Below are 20606 nucleotides of genomic sequence, written 5' to 3'. Positions count from 1 at the left end.
CATGTCATTCACCGAAGAGTTCCTCAAGGAGACGGTCGAGATCGTCCAGTCCCTCGACAGCGAGAGCGTCGAGGCCCTGGCCGAGGGCATCGCCGCGGTCCGCGAGCGCGAGGGACGGCTGTTCATCGTCGGTGTCGGCGGCTCGGCCGGCTCGGCCAGCCACGCCGTCAACGACTTCCGCAAAATCTGCAACGTCCAGTCCTACTCCCCCATCGACAACGTCTCCGAGCTCACCGCCCGGGCCAACGACGAGGGCTGGGACACCACGTTCAGTGAGTGGCTGAAGGGCTCCCGGATCGACGACAAGGACGCCGTCCTGGTCTTCTCGGTCGGCGGCGGCAATGCCGAGAAGCAGGTCTCGACCAACATCGTGGCGGCGCTCGACACAGCCAGGTCCGTCGGCGCCTCGATCTTCGGGATCGTGGGCCGCGACGGCGGCTACACCGCCCAGCTCGCCGACACCTGTGTGATCGTGCCGCCGACCTACGCCACGCACATCACCCCTCACACCGAGGGGCTGTGCTGCGTCATCTGGCACCTGCTGGTCAGCCACCCCGCGCTCGCGGTGGCCGCGACCAAGTGGGAGTCCGTCGTATGACCCTCCCCGCCGGAGGCGACCGATTGCGGCGCACCTGCGTCGTGGGCGGGGCCGGCTTCATCGGGAGCCACTTCGTCGCGCGGCTGCTCTCGGACCCCGAGACCGAGCAGGTCACCGTCTATGACAACTTCTCCTCGGGCCGTGACTGGCACCTCGAGCCGGTCGCCGACGACCCGCGGCTAAGCGTCGTGCGGGCCGACGTCGGCGACCTGGCCACGCTGACCGAGACGTTCCGCGGCCACGCCTCGGCGATCCACCTCGCGTCCAACCCCGACATCGCCGCGGCGGTCGCCAACCCGGCCATCGACTTCGACCAGGGCACGCTGCTCACCCACCACGTCGCCGAGGCGGCCCGGATGGCCGAGCTCGAGCTCGTCCTCTATGCCAGTGGCAGCGGGGTCTACGGCGATCTCGGGGAGGTCGAGGCCGCCGAGGACCACGGGCCGATGATCCCGACGTCGACCTACGGCGCCAGCAAGCTCGCCGGCGAGGCGATCCTGGCGGCGTACGCCGCGATGTTCGACTTCACCGTCCGGGCGTTCCGCTTCGGCAACGTCGTCGGTCCCCACCAGACCCACGGTGTCGGCTTCGACTTCGTGCGCCGGCTGCTCGAGGACCCGACCAGGCTGCGGATCCTCGGCGACGGCAGGCAGAGCAAGTCCTACATCTACGTCGACGACGTGATCGACGCCGTGCTCACCGCCGGCGCCCTGGCCGACACGCCCTTCGACGCGTTCAACGTCGCCACGGGCGACTACGTCACCGTCACCGAGATCGCCGAACTCGCGATGGCGGTGCTCGGGCTCGAGCCGGGCACCACGATCTTCGACTACACCGGGGGCGACCGGGGGTGGAAGGGCGACGTCCCGGTGGTGCGGATCAACACCGACAAGATCCGCTCCCTCGGCTGGAGCAACCAGCGCACCGGCCCGCAGGCGCTCCGCGACTCGATGAGCTCGATGGCCGACGACGCGCGGGCCGGCCTGCTGACCACGTGACCGGCCGCCCCGCCGTCTTCCTGGACCGCGACGGCGTCCTCAACCAGGCCTACGTCGTGGACGGGATGCCGACACCGCCGCGGCGGCTCGAGGAGCTCCACCTGCTGCCGGGCGTGGTGGAGAGCTGCCGGTCCTTCGCCGAGGCGGGCTTGGCCCTCGTCGTCGTCACCAACCAACCCGACCTCGCGCGCGGCGCCCTCGACCCGGAGGAGCTCGACCGGATGCATGCTCTGCTGCGCAGCGAGCTCCCGCTGGACGACATCGTGGTCTGCCCGCACGACGGCGCCGAGGGCTGCTGGTGCCGCAAGCCGCGCCCCGGGATGATCCTGGACGCCGCCCGGCGGCTGGAGCTCGACCTCGATCGCAGCGTCGCCGTCGGTGACCGCTGGCGCGACATCGACGCGGCGCACCGGGCGGGCGTGGCGTCGGTCTGGATCGACTGGGGTCTCGGCGAACCGCTGCAGGACGCGCCGGGCGCACGTTTTGGCTCTCTAGCGCAGGCACGGGATCATGTCCTGAGGATCTGCGGCGCCGACGGCACCGGTTGACCCGACACAGAACCTCACCGACTTGGAGACCCCCAGTGAAGATCTACGCAGACGGCGCCGACCTGGAGAGCATGATCGCCCTGGCTGAGGACCCGCGGATCTCCGGTTTCACCACCAACCCGACGCTGATGCGCAAGGCCGGCGTCGACGACTACGAGGCCTTCGCCCACAAGGTGCTGGAGACGATCTCCACCCACCCGATCTCGTTCGAGGTCTTCGCCGACGACCCCGCCGAGATGGTGCGCCAGGCCCGGCTTATCTCCTCATGGGGTGACAACGTCTACGTCAAGATCCCGGTGACCAACACCGCCGGCGTCCCGAGCGACGACGTCATCCGCGAGCTCTCCGCCGACGGCGTCCACCTCAACGTGACCGCACTCATGACGGTCGCCCAGGTCGAGCGGGTCGCCACCGCCTCGGAGGGCGGTCCCGGCCACGTAGTGTCCGTCTTCGCGGGCCGGATCGCCGACACCGGCCGCGACCCGATGCCGATCATGACCGACGCACTCGCCGCGCTCGACCACGACCCCGGGCTCGAGCTGCTGTGGGCCTCGCCGCGCGAGGTGCTCAACATCAAGCAGGCCGAGGAGGTCGGCGTCCACATCATCACCGTGACGCCCGACCTGCTGGCCAAGATGAAGAGCTTTGACAAGGACCTCGACCAGTTCTCGCTCGAGACCGTGCAGATGTTCCACGACGACGCCGCCGCTGCTGGCTACACACTGTGAGCCACCCGACGGAAGAGACGTCGGGCCGCCCATCCCGACTGAACGCCGACGGCACCGACCAGGACGACTGGGACGACCACTGGGACAAGTACGGCGAGGCGGCCAAGGGCAACCCGGCCAACGACTACCGCCACGCGATGATCCTCAAACTTCTCGGCCCGCTGCCCAAGGGTGCGGTCGTGCTCGACATCGGCAGCGGCCAGGGCCAGTTCGCGATCGACCTCCAGGCCGACAACCCGCAGGCCTCCGTGTTCGGCGTGGAGTACAGCGCCGAAGGCGTACGCCGGTCGGCGCAGGCCGCCGAACGGGCCGGCGTACCCGCCCACTTCTACGAGCGCAACCTTCTCGAGCCGGTCGTTCGCGACCCCGAGCAGCCGCCGGCGACCCATGCGGTCTGCTCGGAGGTCCTCGAGCACGTCGAGGACCCGACCACGCTGATGCACAACGCTGCGACGCTTCTCGCCCCCGGCGCCAAAGTTGTCGTCACGGTGCCCGGCGGTCCGCGCTCGGCCTTCGACAAGCACATCGGCCACTGGCGGCACTTCACCGCACCGCTTCTGCACCAAGTGCTCACCGACGCCGGCCTCGACGTCGACCGGGTGCTGCGGACCGGCTTTCCCTTCTTCAACCTCTACAAGCTCGCCGTGATCGCGCGGGGCCAGAAGCTCGTCGACGACATGGAGCACCGCGCGCCCGGCGCCGAGCCGTCGGCACTGGAGAAGAGGGTGACCGGCTTCTTCCAGCGCAGCTTCCCCTTCAACCGGGACGACGCCCGACTCGGCTGGCAGCTGGCCGCAGTCGCACATGTCCCCTTGGTGGGTTGAGCCGTGCTGATCACCCGGACCCCCCTGCGCATCACCCTGGGCGGCGGCGGCACCGACCTGCCTTCCTACTACCAGGAGTACGGCGGGATGGTCGTCTCGGCGGCGATCAGCCAGCACATCTACATCTCGATCAACCGCACGTTCACCGACGACTACTTCCTCAAGTACAGCCAGCTCGAGCGGGTCGACAAGCCCGACCACATCGAGCACCCGATCGTGCGCGAGGTGCTCAAGGCGCACGACGTCGGCCCCAGCGTCGAGATCGTCTCCACCGCCGACATCCCTGCCGGCACCGGGCTGGGCTCCTCCGGCTCGTTCACGGTCGGGCTGCTCAAGGCCGTCCATGCCATGCAGCGCAACCACGTCTCGGCCGCCGATCTGGGCCGCGAGGCGTGCGAGATCGAGATCGAGCGGCTCGGGCGCACCGTGGGCAAGCAGGACCAGTACATCGCGGCGTTCGGCGGCATCACGCGGTTCGACTTCAACCCCGACGGCTCGGTCGACGTCCAGCCGGCACGGCTGTCCAACGACACGATGCGCGATCTCGAGCAGCACCTGCTGATGTTCTTCACCGGTTACTCACGAGCCGCCGACCAGGTCCTCGCCGAGCAGGTGAGCAGGTCGAAGGATGGCGATCTGGCGATGATCGACAACCTCCACTTCGTCAAGGACCTGGGGGTGCGCCAGCTCGAGGCACTCGAGCGCGATGACGTCGACGGCTTCGCCGACCTGATGCACGAGCACTGGGTCAACAAGAAGAAACGCTCCGCCTCGATGTCGAACCAGCGCATCGACAAGCTTTACGACGTCGGACGCAACGCTGGGGCGCGGGGCGGCAAGCTGGTCGGCGCCGGGGCGGGTGGGTTCCTGATGTTCTACGCCGAGGACACTCGCCGCGTGCGCGCTGCGATGCGCGAGGAGGGGCTGACCGAGCTGCGGTTCGGCATCGATCCCGCCGGCAGCACCATGCTCGTCCGCGAGTAGCCACGTGCAGTGCGTGATCCTGGCGGGAGGTCTGGGCACCCGCATGTGGCCGGTCGCGAAGACGGTGCCCAAGACGATGCTCCCGATCGCCGGGCGGCCCTTCGCGGACTGGCAGCTCGAGTGGCTGGCGGCGGCCGGGGTCACCTCGGTCGTCTACTGCATCGGCTACCTCGGTGAGCAGGTCCGCGAGCACGTCGGCGACGGTGCGCAGCACGGACTCTCGGTGTCGTACGTCGAGGAGGGCGACCGGCTCCGCGGCACGGCCGGCGCGCTGCGCCTCGCCCTCGACGCGGGGGAACTGGACGAGCGGTTCCTCGTCCTCTACGGCGACTCGTGGCTCCAGGTCGACCCGGCCGAGGTGTTCGCCGCCGCCCGCGACTCCGGCCTGCCGGCGTTGATGACCGTCTACCGCAACGACGGGCGCTTCGACGCCTCCAACGTCGAGTTCGCCAACGGCCGCGTCGTCCGCTATGAGAAGGGGCTGGGGGCCGACACCCCGGACTCGATGCGCTGGATCGACTACGGGCTCTCCGTGTTCACCCACGATGTCGTTGAGAAGCGGGTGCCCGCGGGCGAGGTGGCCGACCTCGCGCCCCTGTGCACCGCGTTGGCGGCGGAGGGGCGGCTCGCCGGCTACCTCGTCAACGAACGGTTCTACGAGATCGGCTCGCCGAACGGACTCGCCGAGGCCGAGGCCCTGCTGTCGGCGCGCCGCAACGGCTGAGAGCGGCTCTGGAGCGTCAGGCCAACGCGGGGATCGACGGCAGCTCTGGCAGTGGAGCGTCGCCGGTCTTGAACAGCAACAGGTGTCCGTTGATGTTGTGGACCAGGCGGCCCACGTCGCCGAGGTCGGCCGCGAACAGCTGACGGCCAAGCGTGGCCACGCCCTCGCACTGGAACGAGCCGTAGTCGTCCCAGATCACGAGGCCCCCCTCGTTGAGGCGCGGTCAGGCCCACTTCAAGGGGTCCAGCGCTGAGTCGTAGACGTCGACGTCGATGTGGACCATGTGGAGCCGGACGTCGTCCACCTGGTCGGCCGTCTCGTTCGGGAAAATGCCGATGAGGAGCTCCACGTCGACCCCGAGCCGGCGGGCCAGCCCTCGGACATGGTCGGGACTGGTGCCGGAGTGCTCGTCGCCTTGGTACCACGGGTCCTTGTCGCCGGCCTTGGCCACGCCCTCGAAGGTGTCACACAGGAGGAGCCGGGCCTTCGCCCCACCTGCTGCATCCGCCGCGCCATGAGCACCCCGGTGCCGCCGCGCCAGACGCCCACCTCGAGGGGGATCTCGCCGTCGACGTGGGTCAGCTGGCCGAGCAGCTCCCACAGCTCGTAGCACTTGTACTGGTCGACCAGCGTCGACCCGTCGACGGCGTCGTAGACCTCGCGGAACTCGCGGTCTTCGCGCCGGCGCGGGCGATGTCCTTGACGGGCGACCGCCGATAGTACCTACCCGTCCCGCCCGGGCAGGCATCGACGAGTCCGCGCTCAGGCGTGCGGCAGCCCCGAGAGTGTGACTGTCCCGACGCCGAAGCCGTGGCGGCGGAACAGGTAGAGCTGATGGCCGGTGTAGCCATGCCACTGCAGGCAGGAACCCACCCGCACCGACACGCTTCGGCCCCCGCGGAACAGGGTGCGGAACTGGATGGTCCGGTCACCCGCCGAGGTCGCGTTGAGCGTGTCCGTGAGCAGGTAGTCCCCGCGGCCCAGCTCGCCACCCCGGCCAGTGACACTGAGCTCTTTCACCTCGGGCAGCGACACGTCCGGCGGCACGTCCACTGTGGTCAGCCGACCCTTGAGGACGACCGTGCTGTCTACCGACCCCAGCGCACGTGGTCCGAGCTTCAGGGTCCCCTCGCCGTCCGGCAGTGTCAGTGAATCCACCCCCGCACCACGATCGGTGAGCGGGTGCGCCTGGCCGTCGGCGTACTCGGCGTACACCCGCACCCGACCCGGATCGGCGGTGAGCGACCGGACTGTGAAGCCACTCGTGGCGGCGGCCGCCGAGTGGAGGGCCGCGGCTACGTCCGGTCGGGACACCCCCGCCGTTGCGGTCGCGATGACCTGGCGGCCCGCAGCCACGAGGATGCGGGTGGGCGGCTCGCCCGACTCCAGGTCGAACGCCCAGCCGGAGATGTCGAGCCGACGCGCCTGCCGTGACCGGCCGGCATCGATGCTGACCGAGCGCCCGGTGCGCGGTGACTGGAGGAAGTTTGGGACGAAGCCCCAGTCGCAGGAGTTGGCCGCGAAGTAGAGGTCGGTCGTCTGCGGCTCCTCGGTGAGCTCGGGCGTGGTGGGCCGACCGGCGAGCAGGTCGTTGCGCAGCATGAAGACGACACCGTGCGACGACAGCACCGGCGTCCACCCGTCCAGGAGGTACTGGCTCACCACGAAGTGCCGGATCTCGTTGGACACGAAGTCCCAGGCAGACAGGCCGATCGATGGCGGGCTGTCGAACGCGACGACCGACGGCGGGTCCTTCTCGAGCTGTCGGACCAGGTCCTCCTGCGAGAACGCCGGCACGGCCATGCTCACGTGGTAGTAGCTGGTTGAGGGGTCGAGGCCGAGCATGTAGTAGAACCAGCCCGGGCTGTTGGTGAAGTCGAAGAACCCGTCGTCGCGACCGCCCAGCCCGTCGACCACGGTGTCTAGGTCCGCCAGGAGATCCTTGTCATAGGTCGCCGGCGTGGAGTACCCGAGCAACGGAAGCGACTCGTCGAGCACCAGCGCCTTGTTGCTCGACGGGGCGTGCCAGGTCTCGACCCGTACCGCGGGCAGGCCGACGAGGATCGCGGCGAGTACTACCAGCGAGACGGCCGGGAAGTGCGCACTGCGATGTTGGACCCTTCGGCGACGGCTCCACCACCCCTGCAGAGCGTCGTCTGCCCCCGAGAGCACCACGGCCACCCACGCCATCGCGAGGGGGACGGCGACGAAGATGGACTGGCCGAGGTGACCGTCGTCCCACCGAGCCAGTGCCTTCTCGCCGTACAAACCGGCCGTGAGGGCGCAGCCGAGCATCACCCATTGGCGGGTCGACACCGGCCGACCGGCCACGAGAATCCAGCCGGCCGCGAGCAGGGTGAGGACGACGAGGCCGACGGCGACGAAGAAGGCCACCTCGTAGTCGCGGGTCGCGTTGAGCCCGAAGGGCAGCGCGCCTGACTCGGCGTGGCCGGGGCCGAAGATCAGGTAGTAGTCGACGAACGCCTTGAGGCTGTGGTGCAGTGCGAGGAAGCCGCACCAGAGCAGTGTGAGCACGGCTCCGGTGACGGCCGCGTCCCGCGTCTTGGTCAGCCCCCGCCACCAGGACCTTCCCCCTGGACGCGTGACCAGGTCGTGCAGCACCAGGACCGCCAGGACGCCGAGCACCTGGAACGCGGCCTCAGGGACCAGCACGGCCTCGGCCAAAAGAGCCGCGATCAAAAGGGCCGTCCACCGCGCCCGCGACCGACGCACTGCCTCGCCGAGCAGGATCCAGATGATCGGGGCCAACCACCACCGCAGCGGCAGCAGTGTCACGTACGACCCCCAGACGAGCAGCGCGGACAGGCACAACAGCGGGAGCCATCGTCCGCGGGTGACCCAAAGCGCGAACAGGAAGAACGCCACCCATCCCAGCGGCGTCCACAGCCCGCCCGCCGCCGCGGCGGTGGCCCACATGGTGTGCTCGAAGAGCGCGAAGCCTGCCCAGCTCCGCAGCGCGTCCTCGAAGACGCCGTGGATGAGGGTTACGTCGCGCCACGGGAAGAAGCCCCGGGTGAGCAGATCCGCGCCTGTGACGCTCTGCATGTCGTCGAAGCCCGCGAGCTGACCGACCGGACCGGGCAACGCGCCTGTTGCCATGAAGACCACGGCCGAGCCGGCGAGGACTCCAGCCGCTCGTCGCTCGACGACGTCTGCCCGCACCCGCGCGTACAGCGAGCCCATGGCCCAGGCCGCAGCCGCGGCGATGGTGAGGAGTGCGGCCCAGCCGGGCACCCACGACCATCCGTCGACCTGGCCGGTGGTGCTCACCGCGGCTGTGCTCCGGGCGAAGATGCACACCGCCAGCGCGGCGCCGACCGCGGACGCCGGCCCGTTGACCAGGGTCACCGAGTCCAGCCACGCGTGGAGCGGCACGCCACCAGGCGGTCGGTGGCGGAGCGCGAGCAGGAGCCCGAGCAGCAATACCGCACCGGTGAAGCCAAGACCGGCCAGCACTCCCGCCCACGTCACGGCCCCGGTCACCGCCCCGTGCCGGGAGCTCACCGCCAGTGCGATCGCGCCGGCGGCGGGCAGGATCAACAACAGACGCAATGGCGACGACGCCCCCGGGGCATCGCCGTCAGTGAGGTCGTCGATCTCGCCGACCGTCGGTTCCGGGCGCCTCGCCGGCCGGGTCCCGGAAAGGGGACCCCATCGCCATAGCACGGCGAGTACGAGGGTGGCGACCGCCGGGACCACCCACACGACCAAGCGGTACTTCAGGAAACCCGGGTGGAAGTCGAAGTTCGCAAATGTGGGGTAGCCGACGATGTTGATGGGCGGGCGAAGCCCGCGCGGGGTGAGCACCCAGATCGCGAGCGCGATCACGCCGGCGGCCACGAGGGCGGCGACGACCCGCAACACCGGGCGTGCGATGTCTGGCCTGGACAGCCCACGACCCCCGCGCGCGTCAACGGTTGTCACTCGTGGGTCCTTCCCGGTCTGCGCCGTCGTCCAAGCGAGCAACGAGGCCGTGGCGATGCGTTCGTAGACTACCCGGGTGCCCCGGCGGAACCTTCTCTCGCCGTCGTCGAGAGCCGGCCTCCCGCTCGTCGTTGGCCTCGCGGCCCAGGCCGTCACGACCTACCTCGTCCTGGTGCTCGCCGGCCGGTCCCTCGGGCCGGTCGGCTTCGCGGCCCTGTCGAGCCTGTACTTCCTGCTGACCAGCACTGCGACCGGCCTCTTCACGCCGCTCGAGCAGGAGGTGACCGCGCGTCGAGGCGGGGAGCGCGCGCGCAAAACGTGGGACGACAGCCTGCGCAGGCGCGCCTTGGGCCACGGGCTGGGCGCGGCGGCGCTGGCGGTCGGTATCAGCCTGGCCCTCTGGCCGGCCACGCTGCGCGCGCTCGGCGACCAGAGCTGGCTGGTGGTCTCCCTGTGCCTCGCGCTGCCCGGGTACGCCTGCTGGTTCGCCTCGCGAGGTGAGCTCGCCGGGCAGGGCCACCTCCGGGTGTACGGCGTCGAGCTCGTCGTGGACGGCGTGGCCCGGTTGGTCGGGGCGGTGGCGCTGGTGCTGACCGACCACGCAACCTCGGCCGGTTTTGGGTTCCTGTTCGGGCTCTCGCCGTGGCTCGCGTTCGCGGTGGCCCCCCGAGCTGGGCACGCTCCACCCGAGGGCCGGCAGGCGCTGCGTACACCATCCCTGACCGGCGCCCTCGCGCTCCTGGTGGTAAGTGCGCTCGCCGCGCAGCTCCTCATCAATGCCGGGCCCCTGGTCGTCACGCTGTTGGCCTCCGACGCCGAGCGGGACCGGGCCGGGGTCTACCTGGCGGTTCTGGTGGTGGTCCGGGTGCCCGTCTTCCTGTTCACCGCGGTACAGCCGGGATTCCTCCGGGCCCTCGCCGAGCACGCGGGCGGGGGCCGCCGCGCCGAGTTCGGCCATCTCCTGACCCTGGTCGTGGCTGCCGTATCCGGAGTGGTCCTGGGGGTCTGTGTGCTCGCAACGGCTGTGGCGCCACCGGTCGTCTCCTGGCTTTTCGACTTCGACCAGGAGCTCTCCCGCCTCACGTGCCTGCTGGTGACCCTCGCCGTCGGCCTGTTCCTGGTGGCGACGGTCTGCGGCCAGGCCCTCATCGCACTCGGGCACCACCTGTGGGTCGCGATGGGCTGGCTGCTGGGCCTGGCCGGCCTGGCGATCGGCACCGCCTTCGGGGACGAGGTCACCATGCGCGCGACCGCCGGGCTCATCACAGGCGCGGTCGTAGCCAGCGCCGCCCTCGGCGCACTGCTCCGCCGGGAGCTCTCCGCGTGGGCGCCGGCCGAAACCGGGGCCGCGACGGCGAGGTGACGGCCGCACCCCTCGGGTAAGGTCTCGTGTCGTCCCCACGCAGCAGAAGTTCACGGAGGCACCTGTGTCATCGCGTTACCAGGCCGATGTCGACCCCGGCAACGCAAACAACAGCCAGAGCGTGATCGTTCAGCTTGTCGGCAAGGACAAGGTCGTCCTGGACGTCGGATGTGCGGCGGGCGACACCGCCCTGGCGCTGACCGAGGCGGGCTGCCACGTCAGCGGTGTCGACATCGAGGACGCCGTGCCGGACGAGCGCCGAGACCTCTTCCAGAAGCTCCTGGTCGCCGACATCGAGAAGGCGCCCCTCACCACGCTGTTCGAGCCTGGCACCTTCGACGTTGTGGTCTTCGGTGACGTCCTCGAGCACCTCGTCGACCCCGAGGCCAGCCTGGCAGACGCCGTTCAGCTGCTCGGCCCGGACGGCCACGTCGTCGTGTCCATCCCCAACGTCGCGCACGCCGCCGTCCGGCTCGCGCTGCTCGGAGGTCGCTGGACCTACACGGAGAAGGGGCTCCTCGACGCCACGCACCTGCGCTTCTTCACGCGCGAGACGGTCTGTGACCTGCTGGAGGGCGCCGGCCTCGTCATCGAGGAGCTGCACGCGACAATCCTCGACCCATTCGACGCGGAGGTGGACTTCGACACGGGCCGGATACCTCCCGCGGTCGTCGAGTGGGTCCGGCACCAGCCCGACGCCATGAACTTCCAGTACGTCGCGGCAGCGCGCCTCCTGCGCGACGGCGAGAGCCGCCCCGAGCGGCCGCAGCTCCAGGCGGCGGTGTCGCCCGTGCGAGCGCGCCATCGCGACGAGCACACGACGGCCGCCGAGGCCGAGCAGGACGAGCGCCACGAGGCCCTGATCACGAGGGACCACGTCATCGGCCTCGAGGCCCAGACCGCGGCCGCGCTCTCCCGGCAGCGGACCGCCGAGGACAAGATGTCCCGGCTGAACGCGCGGGCTCGGCGACTCCGCGACCACCTCGACGGACTCATCGAGGAGATCGACCGGCTGCCGTCGTGGCGGACCGGGCGGAAGCTGCGCGAGCGTGCTCGTTCGGCTCGGTCGCCCCGAGGGCGGGACGCGTGAGCGGGTCCGCCGACCAGGTCCACCCGTTGTTCTCGATCGTCACGCCGGTCTACGACACGCCGCTCGATGTCCTGCGCGAGACGATCTCCTCGGTCGAGCACCAAACCTGCACCGACTGGGAGCTGATCCTTGTCGACGACAAGTCTCCTGACGCGCGCGTGCGCGAGGTGCTGCGCGAGGCGGCCCGGCGCGAGCCGCGCATCCGGGTGATCGAGCGAGCCACCAACGGTCACATCGTCGAGGCGTCCAACGACGGGGTGGCCGCAGCGCAAGGTGAGTTCATCGCCCTGCTGGACCACGACGACCTCCTGACCCCCCGGGCCCTGGAGCGAATGCAGGACGCGATCGACGGCGAGCCCGAGGCGGACTACCTCTACTCCGACGAGGACAAGATCGACGCCAACGGCGCTCGCTACTCGGCGTTCCGCAAGCCGGCGTGGTCACCGGAGCGGCTGCGCGGGCAGATGTACACCTCACACCTCTCGGTGCTCCGGACCGCTCTCGTCCGCGAGGTCGGAGGCTTCCGCGCCGGTTACGACGGCTCTCAGGACCACGACCTCGCCCTGCGGGCGACCGAGCACGCCCGAAAGGTGGTCCACGTCCCGCAGGTCCTCTATCACTGGCGGGTGGTGCCTGGCTCCGCAGCCGGAGACGCCGAGGCCAAACCCTACGCGTGGGACGCCGGCCGCCGGGCCGTGCAGGACCAGCTCGACCGGCTCGGAGTGAGCGGGACCGTGGGCTTCGGACAGCGGCCCGGGACCTACACGATCACCCGCAGCCTCGACAGGGACGTCCGAATCAGTGTCGTGATCCCGACCCGCGGCGACGAGGGCCTGGTCTGGGGCAGGCGTCGCCACTTCGTGGTCGAGGCGGTGCGGTCGATCCTGGACAAGGGTGGCTGGGACAACCTCGAGATCGTCGTGGTCTTCGACGCCGGCACCCCCGATGCCGTTCTCGACGCCGTCGCAGACCTCGACGCACCTGACCTGCAGCTCGTGCCTTACACCAAGCCGTTCAACTTCAGCGAGAAGTGCAACTTGGGGGTATCGAGGTCGCACGGCGACGTCGTCGTTCTCCTCAACGACGACGTGGAGGTGAGCTCCGACGGCTTCCTCGTCCAGCTGGTGGCTCCGCTCTTCGAGGACGGCGTCGGGATGACCGGTGCCCGGCTGCTCTTCGCTAACACGACGATCCAGCACGCGGGGCTCACCCTTGACTGCAACGACCTGACCCACGCCTTCGCCGGGGCGGTCCAGTCCGAGAGCGGCCCGTTCGCCGCCCTGCTGGTGAACCGGGAGTGCTCGGGCCTGACCGGCGCCTGCGTGGCCCTGCGCCGCGAGGTCTTCGACGAGGTGGGTGGGCTGTGCGAGGCGCTGCCGATCAACTTCAACGACGTCGACCTGTCCTGCAAGCTGAGGTACCTCGGCTACCGACTGCTCTGGATCGCCAACGCGACCGCCTACCACTTCGAGTCGCAGACCCGGACTCCCGTGGTCCACAAGTGGGAGTCGGACCTCATCGCGAAGCGGTGGGCGCTACCTGAAGACGACCCATACCTTCCCTGGGTGTCGCCGCGGTCGACGGGCCGCAACCGCCGGTTCGTTCGCATACGGCGCCGCACGCGCTGAGCCAACGCTCCCCGGGTCAGGCGTTGCGCTCGAAGACCAGCTCCAGCCCGCGGAGCGTCAGCCACGGCGCCCGGTCGGTGAAGCACCGGCACTCGTCGACGACCAGGTCGGCGAGGTAGCCGGTCGCGATCACGCGGACGTCCTCCGGGTCCGCGCCGAGCTCGTCGATCATCCGCGCGACGATCCCCTCGACCTGCGCGGCGACGCCGAAGACCAGCCCGGACTGCAGCGCCTCGACGGTGTTCTTGGCGATCACCGTGCGCGGCCGGGCCAGCTCGACCTTGCGCAGCTGGGCGCCGCGGCGGCCCAGCGCCTCCAGGGAGATCTCGATCCCGGGAGCGATGGCGCCGCCGACGTACTGTCCGGCGGCGTTGACCACGTCGAAGGTCGTCGCGGTGCCGCCGAAGTCGACGACGATCGCTGGGCCGCCGAACTCGGTCAGCGCCGCGAGGGCGTTGATGATCCGGTCGGAGCCGACCTCGCGCGGGTTGTCCATGAGGATCGGTACGCCGGTGCGCAGCCCGGGCTCCACCACCACCGCGGTGACGTCGGGGAAGTGCCGGGGCAGCATCTCGCGCCACTCGTGCAGCACGGCGGGCACGGTCGAGCAGACGGCGATGCCGTCGACGTCGTCGAGCCGGTCCCCCAGCAGTCCGCGCAGGAGCACCGCCCACTCGTCGGCCGAGCGGCGGTCGTCGGTGGAGATCCGCCACTCCGCGCCGACCTCGCCGCGCTCGACCAGCCCCAGCACGGTGTGGCTGTTGCCGATGTCGGCGGCGAGCAGGGGCATGACGTCCTCGGCTAGCCGTCGGTGAGGTCGAGGCCGATGTCGAAGACCTTGACCGAGTGGGTCAGCGCGCCGACCGAGATGAAGTCGACGCCGGTCGCCGCCGCCTCGCGGGCGCGGTCGAAGGTCAGCCCGCCGGAGGCCTCGAGCCTGGCGCGGCCCGCGGTGATCCGGACCGCCTCGGCCATCAGCTCAGTGGACATGTTGTCGAGCAGGATCTCCACGCAGCCGGCGTCGAGCAGCTCGCGGAGCTGGTCGAGGTCGGTCACCTCCACCTCGACCCGGAGGTCGGGGTAGGCCTTCCGCACCAGCTCGTACGCCGGCACCACGCCACCGGCCGCCACGACGTGGTTGTCCTTGACCAGGGCCCGGTCGGAGAGGTTCATCCGGTGGTTGAGGCCGCCGCCGCAGCGCACGGCGTACTTCTCGAGCGCGCGCCAGCCGGGCAGCGTCTTGCGGGTGTCGAGAACCCTGGCGCTGGTGCCCTCGAGCGCTGCCACCCAGGCCGCGGTCGCGGTGGTCACCCCCGAGAGGTGGCAGGCGAAGTTGAGAGCGGTCCGCTCCGAGGTGAGCAGGCCGCGGGTCGGGCCGGCCACCCGCATCAGCACGTCGCCGGCCGCGACCCGGGTGCCGTCCGCGACCCGGTCGGACACGGACACGGTGTCGCCCATGACGGTCTCGAACACCATTGCCGCGATGCCCAGCCCGGCGACGGTGCCGGCCTCACGGGCCGCGAACACGCCCTCGCCGCGCGCGTCGGCGGAGATGGTCGCCACGCTGGTGACGTCCTCGGTCGGCACGTCCTCGGCCAGGGCCCGGTCGATGGCGGCCTGCACCTCGGCCGGGTCGAGCCCGGCCCGGGCCAGCTCGTCGTGGAGCGTCATCAGAGCTTGTCCGTCGCGGGGCTCGGGACGAAGACGAGCTCCATCTCGCCGTCGTGCATGACGACGTCGAAGTGGCCGGCGAACCGCTCGTCGTCGCGCTCGGGGAAGTCGTCGCGCCAGTGCGAGCCGCGGGTCTCCTCCCGCAGCGCGGCAGCGTCGGCCATCGCGGTGCCGATCGTGAGCAGGTTGGTGGTCTCCCACGACTCGGTGTCGACCTCGTCGGCCGCCACGCCCGCTAGCTTGTCGAGCTCGGCGGCGGCCTCGGCCAGCCCCGTGGCGTTGCGCAGCACGCCGACCCTCGACGTCATGGCCTCCTGCAGCTCGCGGCGCGCGCTGCCGGGCACCAGGCCTGCAGTGCGGGCGTCGGGTCTCGGGTCGGACCAGCCGCGCAGCTCGGTGGGCAGCACCTCGGCGATCCGGCGCGAGAACACCAGGCCCTCGAGCAGCGAGTTGGAGGCGAGTCGGTTGGCGCCGTGCACGCCGGAGCACGCCACCTCGCCGGTGGCGTAGAGGCCGGCCACGTCGGAGCGACCCCACAGGTCGGTCCGGACCCCACCGCTGGCGTAGTGGCAGGCGGGCGCGACCGGGATCAGCTCGGTGACCGGGTCGACGCCGTGGGAGCGAGCGGTGGCGAGGATGGTCGGGAACCGGCGCTCCCAGAACTCCGCACCGAGGTGCCGGGCGTCGAGCCACATGTGCGGATGCCCGGTCTCGATCATCCGGCGCATGATCGCCTTCGCGACGACGTCGCGGGGAGCGAGGTCGGCGAGCTCGTGGACACCCTGCATGAACCGGTTGCCCTCGAAGTCGACCAGGAAGGCGCCCTCGCCGCGCACGGCCTCGGAGATGAGCGGCTGCTGGCCGCGGGAGTCGGGGCCGAGGTACATGACCGTCGGGTGGAACTGCACGAACTCCAGGTCGCGCAGGGTGGCGCCGGCCCGGAGGGCGAGCGCCATGCCGTCACCGGTCGACACCGCCGGGTTGGTGGTCTGGGTGAAGACCTGGCCGAGCCCGCCCGAGGCGAGTACGACGGCCCGGCAGCGGACGGCGCCGACACCGTCGCGGACCCCCTCGCCGATGACGTGCAGGGTCACCCCGGCGACGCCGCCGTCGGCGGCGAGGAGGAGGTCGACCGCGAGCGCGTGCTGGATGACCTCGATCTCCGGCGCCCGGTCGACCGCGGCGATGAGCGCTCGCTGGATCTCGGCCCCGGTGGCGTCCCCGCCCGCATGGGCGATGCGGTCGCGGTGGTGGCCGCCCTCGCGGGTCAGCGACAGCTCGCCGTCTGCGCTGTGGTCGAAGTTGGTGCCCAGGGCGATCAGCTCGCGGACGGCCCCCGGCCCCTCCTCGACGAGGACGCGGACCGCGTCGAGGTCGCAGGCACCGGCCCCCGCGACCAGCGTGTCCACCTCGTGCTGGGCGGGAGTGTCACCCGGCCCGAGCGCGGCCGCGATCCCACCCTGGGCCCACTGGGTCGAGCCTGCGGCGAGCACGTCCTTGGTGACGACGAGGATCTTCTCGACCTTGTCCCGAAGCCGTAGCGCGGCGGTGAGCCCGGCGATGCCGGAGCCGATGACGACGACGTCGGCCGAGGTCGTCCAGCCGGGGTCCGGGGCGGTGAGGCGGCCCGGGAGGCGGTGTACCGCCCCCGACCGCAAGATGTGCTCCACCGCTGAAATCTATCGACCCGCCGTCACGTCGCCTCTGACCAGTCCCTCACCGTGGAAGGTCTCGGCCGGGTCGAAGCCGCTGGCCAGCACCTTGTTGTCCGCGTCGACGAAGACCACGTGCGGCCGGAACGACCGGGCCTCCTCGGTCTCCATCTGCGCGTAGCCGATGAGGATCACCACGTCTCCGGGGTGGACGAGCCGGGCAGCAGCGCCGTTGATGCCGAGCACCCCGCTGCCTCGCTCACCGGCGATGGTGTAGGTCTCGAGTCGGGCGCCGTTGGTGACGTCGACGATGTGCACCAGCTCGCCGGCCAGCAGGTCGGCGGCGTCGAGCAGGTCCTGGTCGACGGTCACCGAGCCGACGTAGTGGAGGTCGGCCTGGGTGACCGTGGCGCGGTGGATCTTGCTCTTCATCATGGTGCGCAACATCAGGGTCTTCTTCCGAGAGTGAGCGGCATGTTGTCGATGAGCCGGGTGCTGCCGAGCTTGGCGGCGACCAGGACCCGGGCCTCGGTGCCGGGCGGTGGGTCGCTCGGCAGGTCGCCCAGGTCGGGCGCGCGCACCACGAGGTAGTCGAGGTCGACGCCGTGGCTGGTCCGAAGCGCGGCGCGGGCGGCCCCGATCGCCGCGTCGGCACCGCGTACGGCGTCCTGCTGGGCGGCCCGCAGGGCCCCGCTCAGGACCACGGCCTCGCGGCGCTGCTCCTCGTCGAGGTAGCGGTTGCGGCTGGAGAGCGCCAGGCCGTCGGGCTCACGCTGGGTCTCGCCCCCCACGACCTCGACGCCGAGGCACAGGTCGTCGACCATCCTGCGCACCAGCACCAGCTGCTGGTAGTCCTTCTCGCCGAACACGGCCAGGTCCGGCCGGACCAGCCCGAACAGCTTGGCCACCACGATCAGCACGCCGCGGAAGTGGCCGGGCCGGGTCCGTCCCTCCAGCACCGACGCGAGCGGGCCGGGCTCGATGGTGACCTGCGGCTGCGCCGGCCAGCCGGGGTAGACCTCCTCGACCGCCGGCGCGAAGACCACGTCGGCGCCCTCCCGCGCGCAGATCTCGAGGTCGGCCTCGAAGGTCCTGGGATAGCGGTCGAGGTCCTCGTGGGGGCCGAACTGCAGCGGGTTGACGAAGATCGACACCACCACCGGACCGTCGGTCACCCGCTCCCGCGCGACCCGGAGCAGGCTCGCGTGGCCCTCGTGCAGGGCGCCCATCGTGGGCACCAGCCCGACCTGCCGTCCCGAGATCCGGGCGTCGGCGAGCAGGCCGGAGAGCTCCTCGCGAGTATGCGCGAGGAGCGGTCCCTCGGTCACCGCGGCTCGCGGAGCGGCCGGCCGGCGACCGCCGCGTCGAGGAGATCGCGGATCCGGGCGGCGCGGATCGGCACCACGCGGCCGTCGGTGACAGCGCGGTCGAGCGTGGCGCGGGCCAGGGCGACGTACGACGCCAGCGTCTGGGGTGCGTTGGCCGTGATGTCCTCGAGGTGCGCCCGGACGGTCCCGAGGTCGCCTCGGACGATCGGGCCGGTGAGCGCGGCGTCGCCCTGCTCGAGGGCGTTGTCGAGGGCGGCGGTGAGCAGCGGCCGCAGCGTGCCGGCCGGGTCGGCCGCACCGGCTGCCGAGAGGATCTCCATGGCCTCGGTGACCAAGGTGACCAGGTGGTTGGCGCCGTGCGCGAGGCCGGCGTGGTAGAGCGTACGCATCTCCTCGGGCACCCACATCGGGGTGCCACCGAGGTCGGCGACCAGCGACTCGACGACCGGTCGCTCCTCGGCCCCGGCGGTCAGGCCGAAGACCGTGCCGGGGAGGCGGTCGAGGTCCAGCGCGGTCCCGGTGAACGTCATCGCAGGGTGCATCGCGGCCACCCGGGCCCCCACCGCGCGGGCGGGCTCCAGGACGGCCAGGCCGTGCCGGCCGGACGTGTGCACCACCAGCTGACCCGCGTGGATCGCGCCGCTGTCGGCCAGCATCGTGACGACGTTGCTCAGCATGTCGTCGGGGACCGCGAGGAGCAGCAGGTTGCCGGCTCGGGCCACGTCGGTGGGCTTGCGGCGAGGGACGCCCGGCAGGAGCTCGGCCATCCGCCGCACGGAGGCGTCGGACTCACCGGCGGCCGCGGCCACGTCGTGGCCGACGGCGCGGAGCGCGGCTGCAAGGACGGCGCCGACGCGGCCCGCGCCGACGACACCCACCTCCAGGCGAGCCATCGATCAACCCTCTTTCGTTCCAATCCCGCCGACCACCCCTCCGGGGAGGGGCCGGTGTGGGTACCGGACTACTTCGATTGGTTCAACGACAACGGTACGGCGAAGTTTCCCGGTCCGACACGGGTTGGCGAGTGACGCTCGCGACACTCATCGCCGGGTTTGTGTCCACAGGCCGGGGACGATGCCCGCGCACCGGCGCGGATCGCTAGCATCCGGCCATGCTGGAGGTGCCGGACGCATCTGAGCCGGAGGGCGCCGAGCGGCTGTGGCAGAAGGTCCAGGACGCCGGTCCCTGGTCGATCGTCGTCGATACGTACGCGGCTGGGTCGGCAGCCCTCGACGAGCTGCTCGGGCCGGAGCAGAGCTTCTGCGCCCGGGTCGACGCCGAGCACCTCCCCGACGCGGGGGTGCTCGACCGGGTCGAGGAGCCGTGGGCCCTGCTCGTGGAGCTGGGCCGGCTGCCCCGGGTTCGACTCGCCGGTCTGGCCCAGCACCACCAGGTCCTCGTGCTCGACCTGCGCTCCGATCGGCTGGTCCGCGCGCCGGGAGGCAACGGCGAACTCCTGGAGGCCCTGCTCGCGGGAGTGTGGGTCCACTCCGGGGACTGCATCGTGGCCAACGATTCGGCGGCCGCACGGCTGCTCGGCCGGCAGGACGAGCGCCCATGAGCCGGCGCCCCCGGCGGGTCGTCTACACCGCGCTCACGGGCGGATATGAAGAGCTGCTGGACCAGCCCGCGGCGCGAGGCTCGGCGATCGACTTCGTCTGCCTCACCGACGACCCGGACTTGCACAGCGCCGACTGGCGGATGGTCGTGGTGGAGCCGGTGCTGCCCGCCGACATCGTCCGCTCGGCGCGGGCCTTGAAGATCACCGGCCACCCGTCCCTCGCTGGCTACGACGAGCTCCTCTGGATCGACAACCGGGTACGGCTCACGGCTGACCCCGACGAGGTTCTGGACCAGTGGCTGGCAACCGACGACCTCGCAGTCCCGCGGCACTCGTTCCGCGCAGATGTCGTATCGGAGTTCCAGGCGGTGCTCGACGCGGGCTTGGACGACTCCTCCCGTCTCTACGAGCAGCTCACGCACTACGCCGCGCTGGACCAGGCGCTCCTGCGCCGACCGATCCCGTGGACCGGGCTGGTCGCGCGGCGTCGCTCCGAGGGCACGGACGCCGCTATGGAGCAGTGGATGCGCCACGTGCTGCGCTACTCGCGGCGAGACCAGCTGTCCTTCGTCCAGGCCATGCACGAGGCGGACACCACCTGGACCAGCATCGAGATCAGCAACCTCGGCTCGGAGGTCCACGAGTGGCGCGCTGCCACCGGCCGGTCCGACCGGCCTTCCCGCTTCCAGGTCGCGGACTCCCTGGTGCCGCCGACGGCGGCGCTCGGCGAGCTCCGGCTGGCCTACGAGCAGACCGTCCACGGGCTGGTGGGCGCCGTCGAGAGCCGGGAGCAGGCCCTGCTCGCGCTGACGGAGGCATCGGAGCGCCAGGAAGCCATCGCGGCCGAACTCGAGCGCGAGCTGGCCGAGCTCAGGCGGCAGCGAGATGACGACCAGGCCGCCCTCAAGCGGCTGCGCCGACGCGTCGCCAAGGTCCGTCGCAAGAAGCGCAACGTCGAGCAGGA

The 20606-nt window shown here is 71.0% G+C and carries 21 protein-coding genes; 12 read left to right on the top strand and 9 right to left on the bottom strand.

Annotation, left to right across the window (positions count from 1 at the left end; genetic code table 11):
- Position 1: 1 nt before the first annotated feature.
- The 7 genes from VFV89_RS18815 to VFV89_RS18785 are packed head-to-tail and all read left to right on the top strand — an operon-like array spanning position 2 to position 5404.
- The gene (locus VFV89_RS18815; RefSeq protein ID WP_329707501.1) at positions 2–598 is read left to right on the top strand and encodes an SIS domain-containing protein; all 597 of its coding nucleotides are present in this window, start codon (positions 2–4) and stop codon (positions 596–598) included.
- Positions 595–1596, top strand: coding sequence for an NAD-dependent epimerase/dehydratase family protein (locus tag VFV89_RS18810; RefSeq protein ID WP_329707500.1), 1002 nt, complete (start codon positions 595–597; stop codon positions 1594–1596). Before VFV89_RS18815 ends, VFV89_RS18810 begins: the two co-directional genes overlap by 4 nt.
- Complete coding sequence (locus VFV89_RS18805) at positions 1593–2144, top strand: HAD family hydrolase (RefSeq protein WP_329707499.1); 552 nt, start codon at positions 1593–1595, stop codon at positions 2142–2144. Before VFV89_RS18810 ends, VFV89_RS18805 begins: the two co-directional genes overlap by 4 nt.
- 35 nt (positions 2145–2179) lie before the next feature.
- Positions 2180–2872 carry a transaldolase gene (locus VFV89_RS18800; protein WP_329707498.1) on the top strand — a complete coding sequence of 231 codons (693 nt, stop codon included), beginning with the start codon at positions 2180–2182 and terminating at the stop codon, positions 2870–2872.
- Positions 2869–3696 carry a class I SAM-dependent methyltransferase gene (locus VFV89_RS18795; RefSeq protein ID WP_329707497.1) on the top strand — a complete coding sequence of 276 codons (828 nt, stop codon included), beginning with the start codon at positions 2869–2871 and terminating at the stop codon, positions 3694–3696. The genes VFV89_RS18800 and VFV89_RS18795 overlap by 4 nt, the downstream gene beginning before the upstream one ends.
- A gap of 3 nt (positions 3697–3699) precedes the next feature.
- Positions 3700–4680 (top strand): hypothetical protein, encoded by a 981-nt coding sequence (locus VFV89_RS18790; protein WP_329707496.1) that lies wholly within the window; start codon positions 3700–3702, stop codon positions 4678–4680.
- Positions 4681–4693: 13 nt separating this feature from the next.
- The gene (locus VFV89_RS18785; RefSeq protein ID WP_329707495.1) at positions 4694–5404 is read left to right on the top strand and encodes a sugar phosphate nucleotidyltransferase; all 711 of its coding nucleotides are present in this window, start codon (positions 4694–4696) and stop codon (positions 5402–5404) included.
- A 16-nt stretch (positions 5405–5420) separates the two neighbouring features.
- Here the strand turns inward: VFV89_RS18785 and VFV89_RS18780 are convergent, their stop codons facing one another.
- From VFV89_RS18780 to VFV89_RS18770, 3 genes are all read right to left on the bottom strand, one after another.
- Positions 5421–5603: a hypothetical protein gene (locus tag VFV89_RS18780; RefSeq protein ID WP_329707494.1), complete on the bottom strand. Its 183-nt coding sequence runs from the start codon at positions 5601–5603 to the stop codon at positions 5421–5423.
- Positions 5604–5627: 24 nt separating this feature from the next.
- On the bottom strand, positions 5628–5855 hold the full coding sequence (locus tag VFV89_RS18775; protein WP_329707493.1) for a hypothetical protein: 228 nt from the start codon (positions 5853–5855) through the stop codon (positions 5628–5630).
- 311 nt (positions 5856–6166) lie between these two features.
- Positions 6167–9289: a hypothetical protein gene (locus VFV89_RS18770; protein ID WP_329707492.1), complete on the bottom strand. Its 3123-nt coding sequence runs from the start codon at positions 9287–9289 to the stop codon at positions 6167–6169.
- Between the two features lie 136 nt (positions 9290–9425).
- Here VFV89_RS18770 and VFV89_RS18765 point away from each other — a divergent pair, with 136 nt between their 5' ends.
- The 3 genes from VFV89_RS18765 (at position 9426) to VFV89_RS18755 (ending at position 13430) form a co-directional block, all read left to right on the top strand.
- Positions 9426–10712, top strand: coding sequence for a hypothetical protein (locus VFV89_RS18765; protein WP_329707491.1), 1287 nt, complete (start codon positions 9426–9428; stop codon positions 10710–10712).
- A 121-nt stretch (positions 10713–10833) separates the two neighbouring features.
- Positions 10834–11802: a class I SAM-dependent methyltransferase gene (locus VFV89_RS18760; RefSeq protein ID WP_329707490.1), complete on the top strand. Its 969-nt coding sequence runs from the start codon at positions 10834–10836 to the stop codon at positions 11800–11802.
- Positions 11799–13430 (top strand): glycosyltransferase family 2 protein, encoded by a 1632-nt coding sequence (locus VFV89_RS18755; protein WP_329707489.1) that lies wholly within the window; start codon positions 11799–11801, stop codon positions 13428–13430. The genes VFV89_RS18760 and VFV89_RS18755 overlap by 4 nt, the downstream gene beginning before the upstream one ends.
- Before the next feature lie 16 nt (positions 13431–13446).
- Here the strand turns inward: VFV89_RS18755 and VFV89_RS18750 are convergent, their stop codons facing one another.
- From VFV89_RS18750 to VFV89_RS18725, 6 genes are read right to left on the bottom strand one after another with little or no spacing between them, the layout of a single operon-like run.
- Positions 13447–14220: a type III pantothenate kinase gene (locus tag VFV89_RS18750; protein ID WP_329707488.1), complete on the bottom strand. Its 774-nt coding sequence runs from the start codon at positions 14218–14220 to the stop codon at positions 13447–13449.
- A gap of 11 nt (positions 14221–14231) precedes the next feature.
- Positions 14232–15101, bottom strand: a complete 870-nt coding sequence (gene nadC, locus VFV89_RS18745) for a carboxylating nicotinate-nucleotide diphosphorylase (protein WP_329707487.1) — start codon at positions 15099–15101, stop codon at positions 14232–14234.
- Positions 15101–16771 (bottom strand): L-aspartate oxidase, encoded by a 1671-nt coding sequence (locus VFV89_RS18740; RefSeq protein ID WP_329707486.1) that lies wholly within the window; start codon positions 16769–16771, stop codon positions 15101–15103. Before VFV89_RS18740 ends, nadC begins: the two co-directional genes overlap by 1 nt.
- 9 nt (positions 16772–16780) lie before the next feature.
- Positions 16781–17200 (bottom strand): aspartate 1-decarboxylase, encoded by a 420-nt coding sequence (panD, locus tag VFV89_RS18735; RefSeq protein WP_329707485.1) that lies wholly within the window; start codon positions 17198–17200, stop codon positions 16781–16783.
- Entirely contained in the window at positions 17200–18081 is an 882-nt protein-coding gene (gene panC, locus VFV89_RS18730) for a pantoate--beta-alanine ligase (RefSeq protein ID WP_329707484.1), read from the bottom strand. The genes panD and panC overlap by 1 nt, the downstream gene beginning before the upstream one ends.
- A complete protein-coding gene (locus VFV89_RS18725; RefSeq protein ID WP_329707483.1) occupies positions 18078–18974 on the bottom strand; it encodes a Rossmann-like and DUF2520 domain-containing protein in 897 nt (298 codons plus the stop codon). The genes panC and VFV89_RS18725 overlap by 4 nt, the downstream gene beginning before the upstream one ends.
- Before the next feature lie 218 nt (positions 18975–19192).
- Between VFV89_RS18725 and VFV89_RS18720 the strand changes: the two genes are divergently transcribed.
- Positions 19193–19642: a hypothetical protein gene (locus tag VFV89_RS18720; protein WP_329707482.1), complete on the top strand. Its 450-nt coding sequence runs from the start codon at positions 19193–19195 to the stop codon at positions 19640–19642.
- On the top strand, positions 19639–20606 hold a 968-nt coding region (locus VFV89_RS18715; RefSeq protein ID WP_329707481.1), incomplete at its 3' end, for a glycosyltransferase domain-containing protein. The genes VFV89_RS18720 and VFV89_RS18715, both read left to right, overlap by 4 nt.

The sequence above is a fragment of the Nocardioides sp. genome (genome assembly GCF_036274455.1).
GTDB lineage: Bacteria > Actinomycetota > Actinomycetes > Propionibacteriales > Nocardioidaceae > Nocardioides.
The sequence above is the reverse complement of the archived record's forward strand: the minus strand, read 5'-3'. Positions and strand labels throughout refer to the sequence as shown.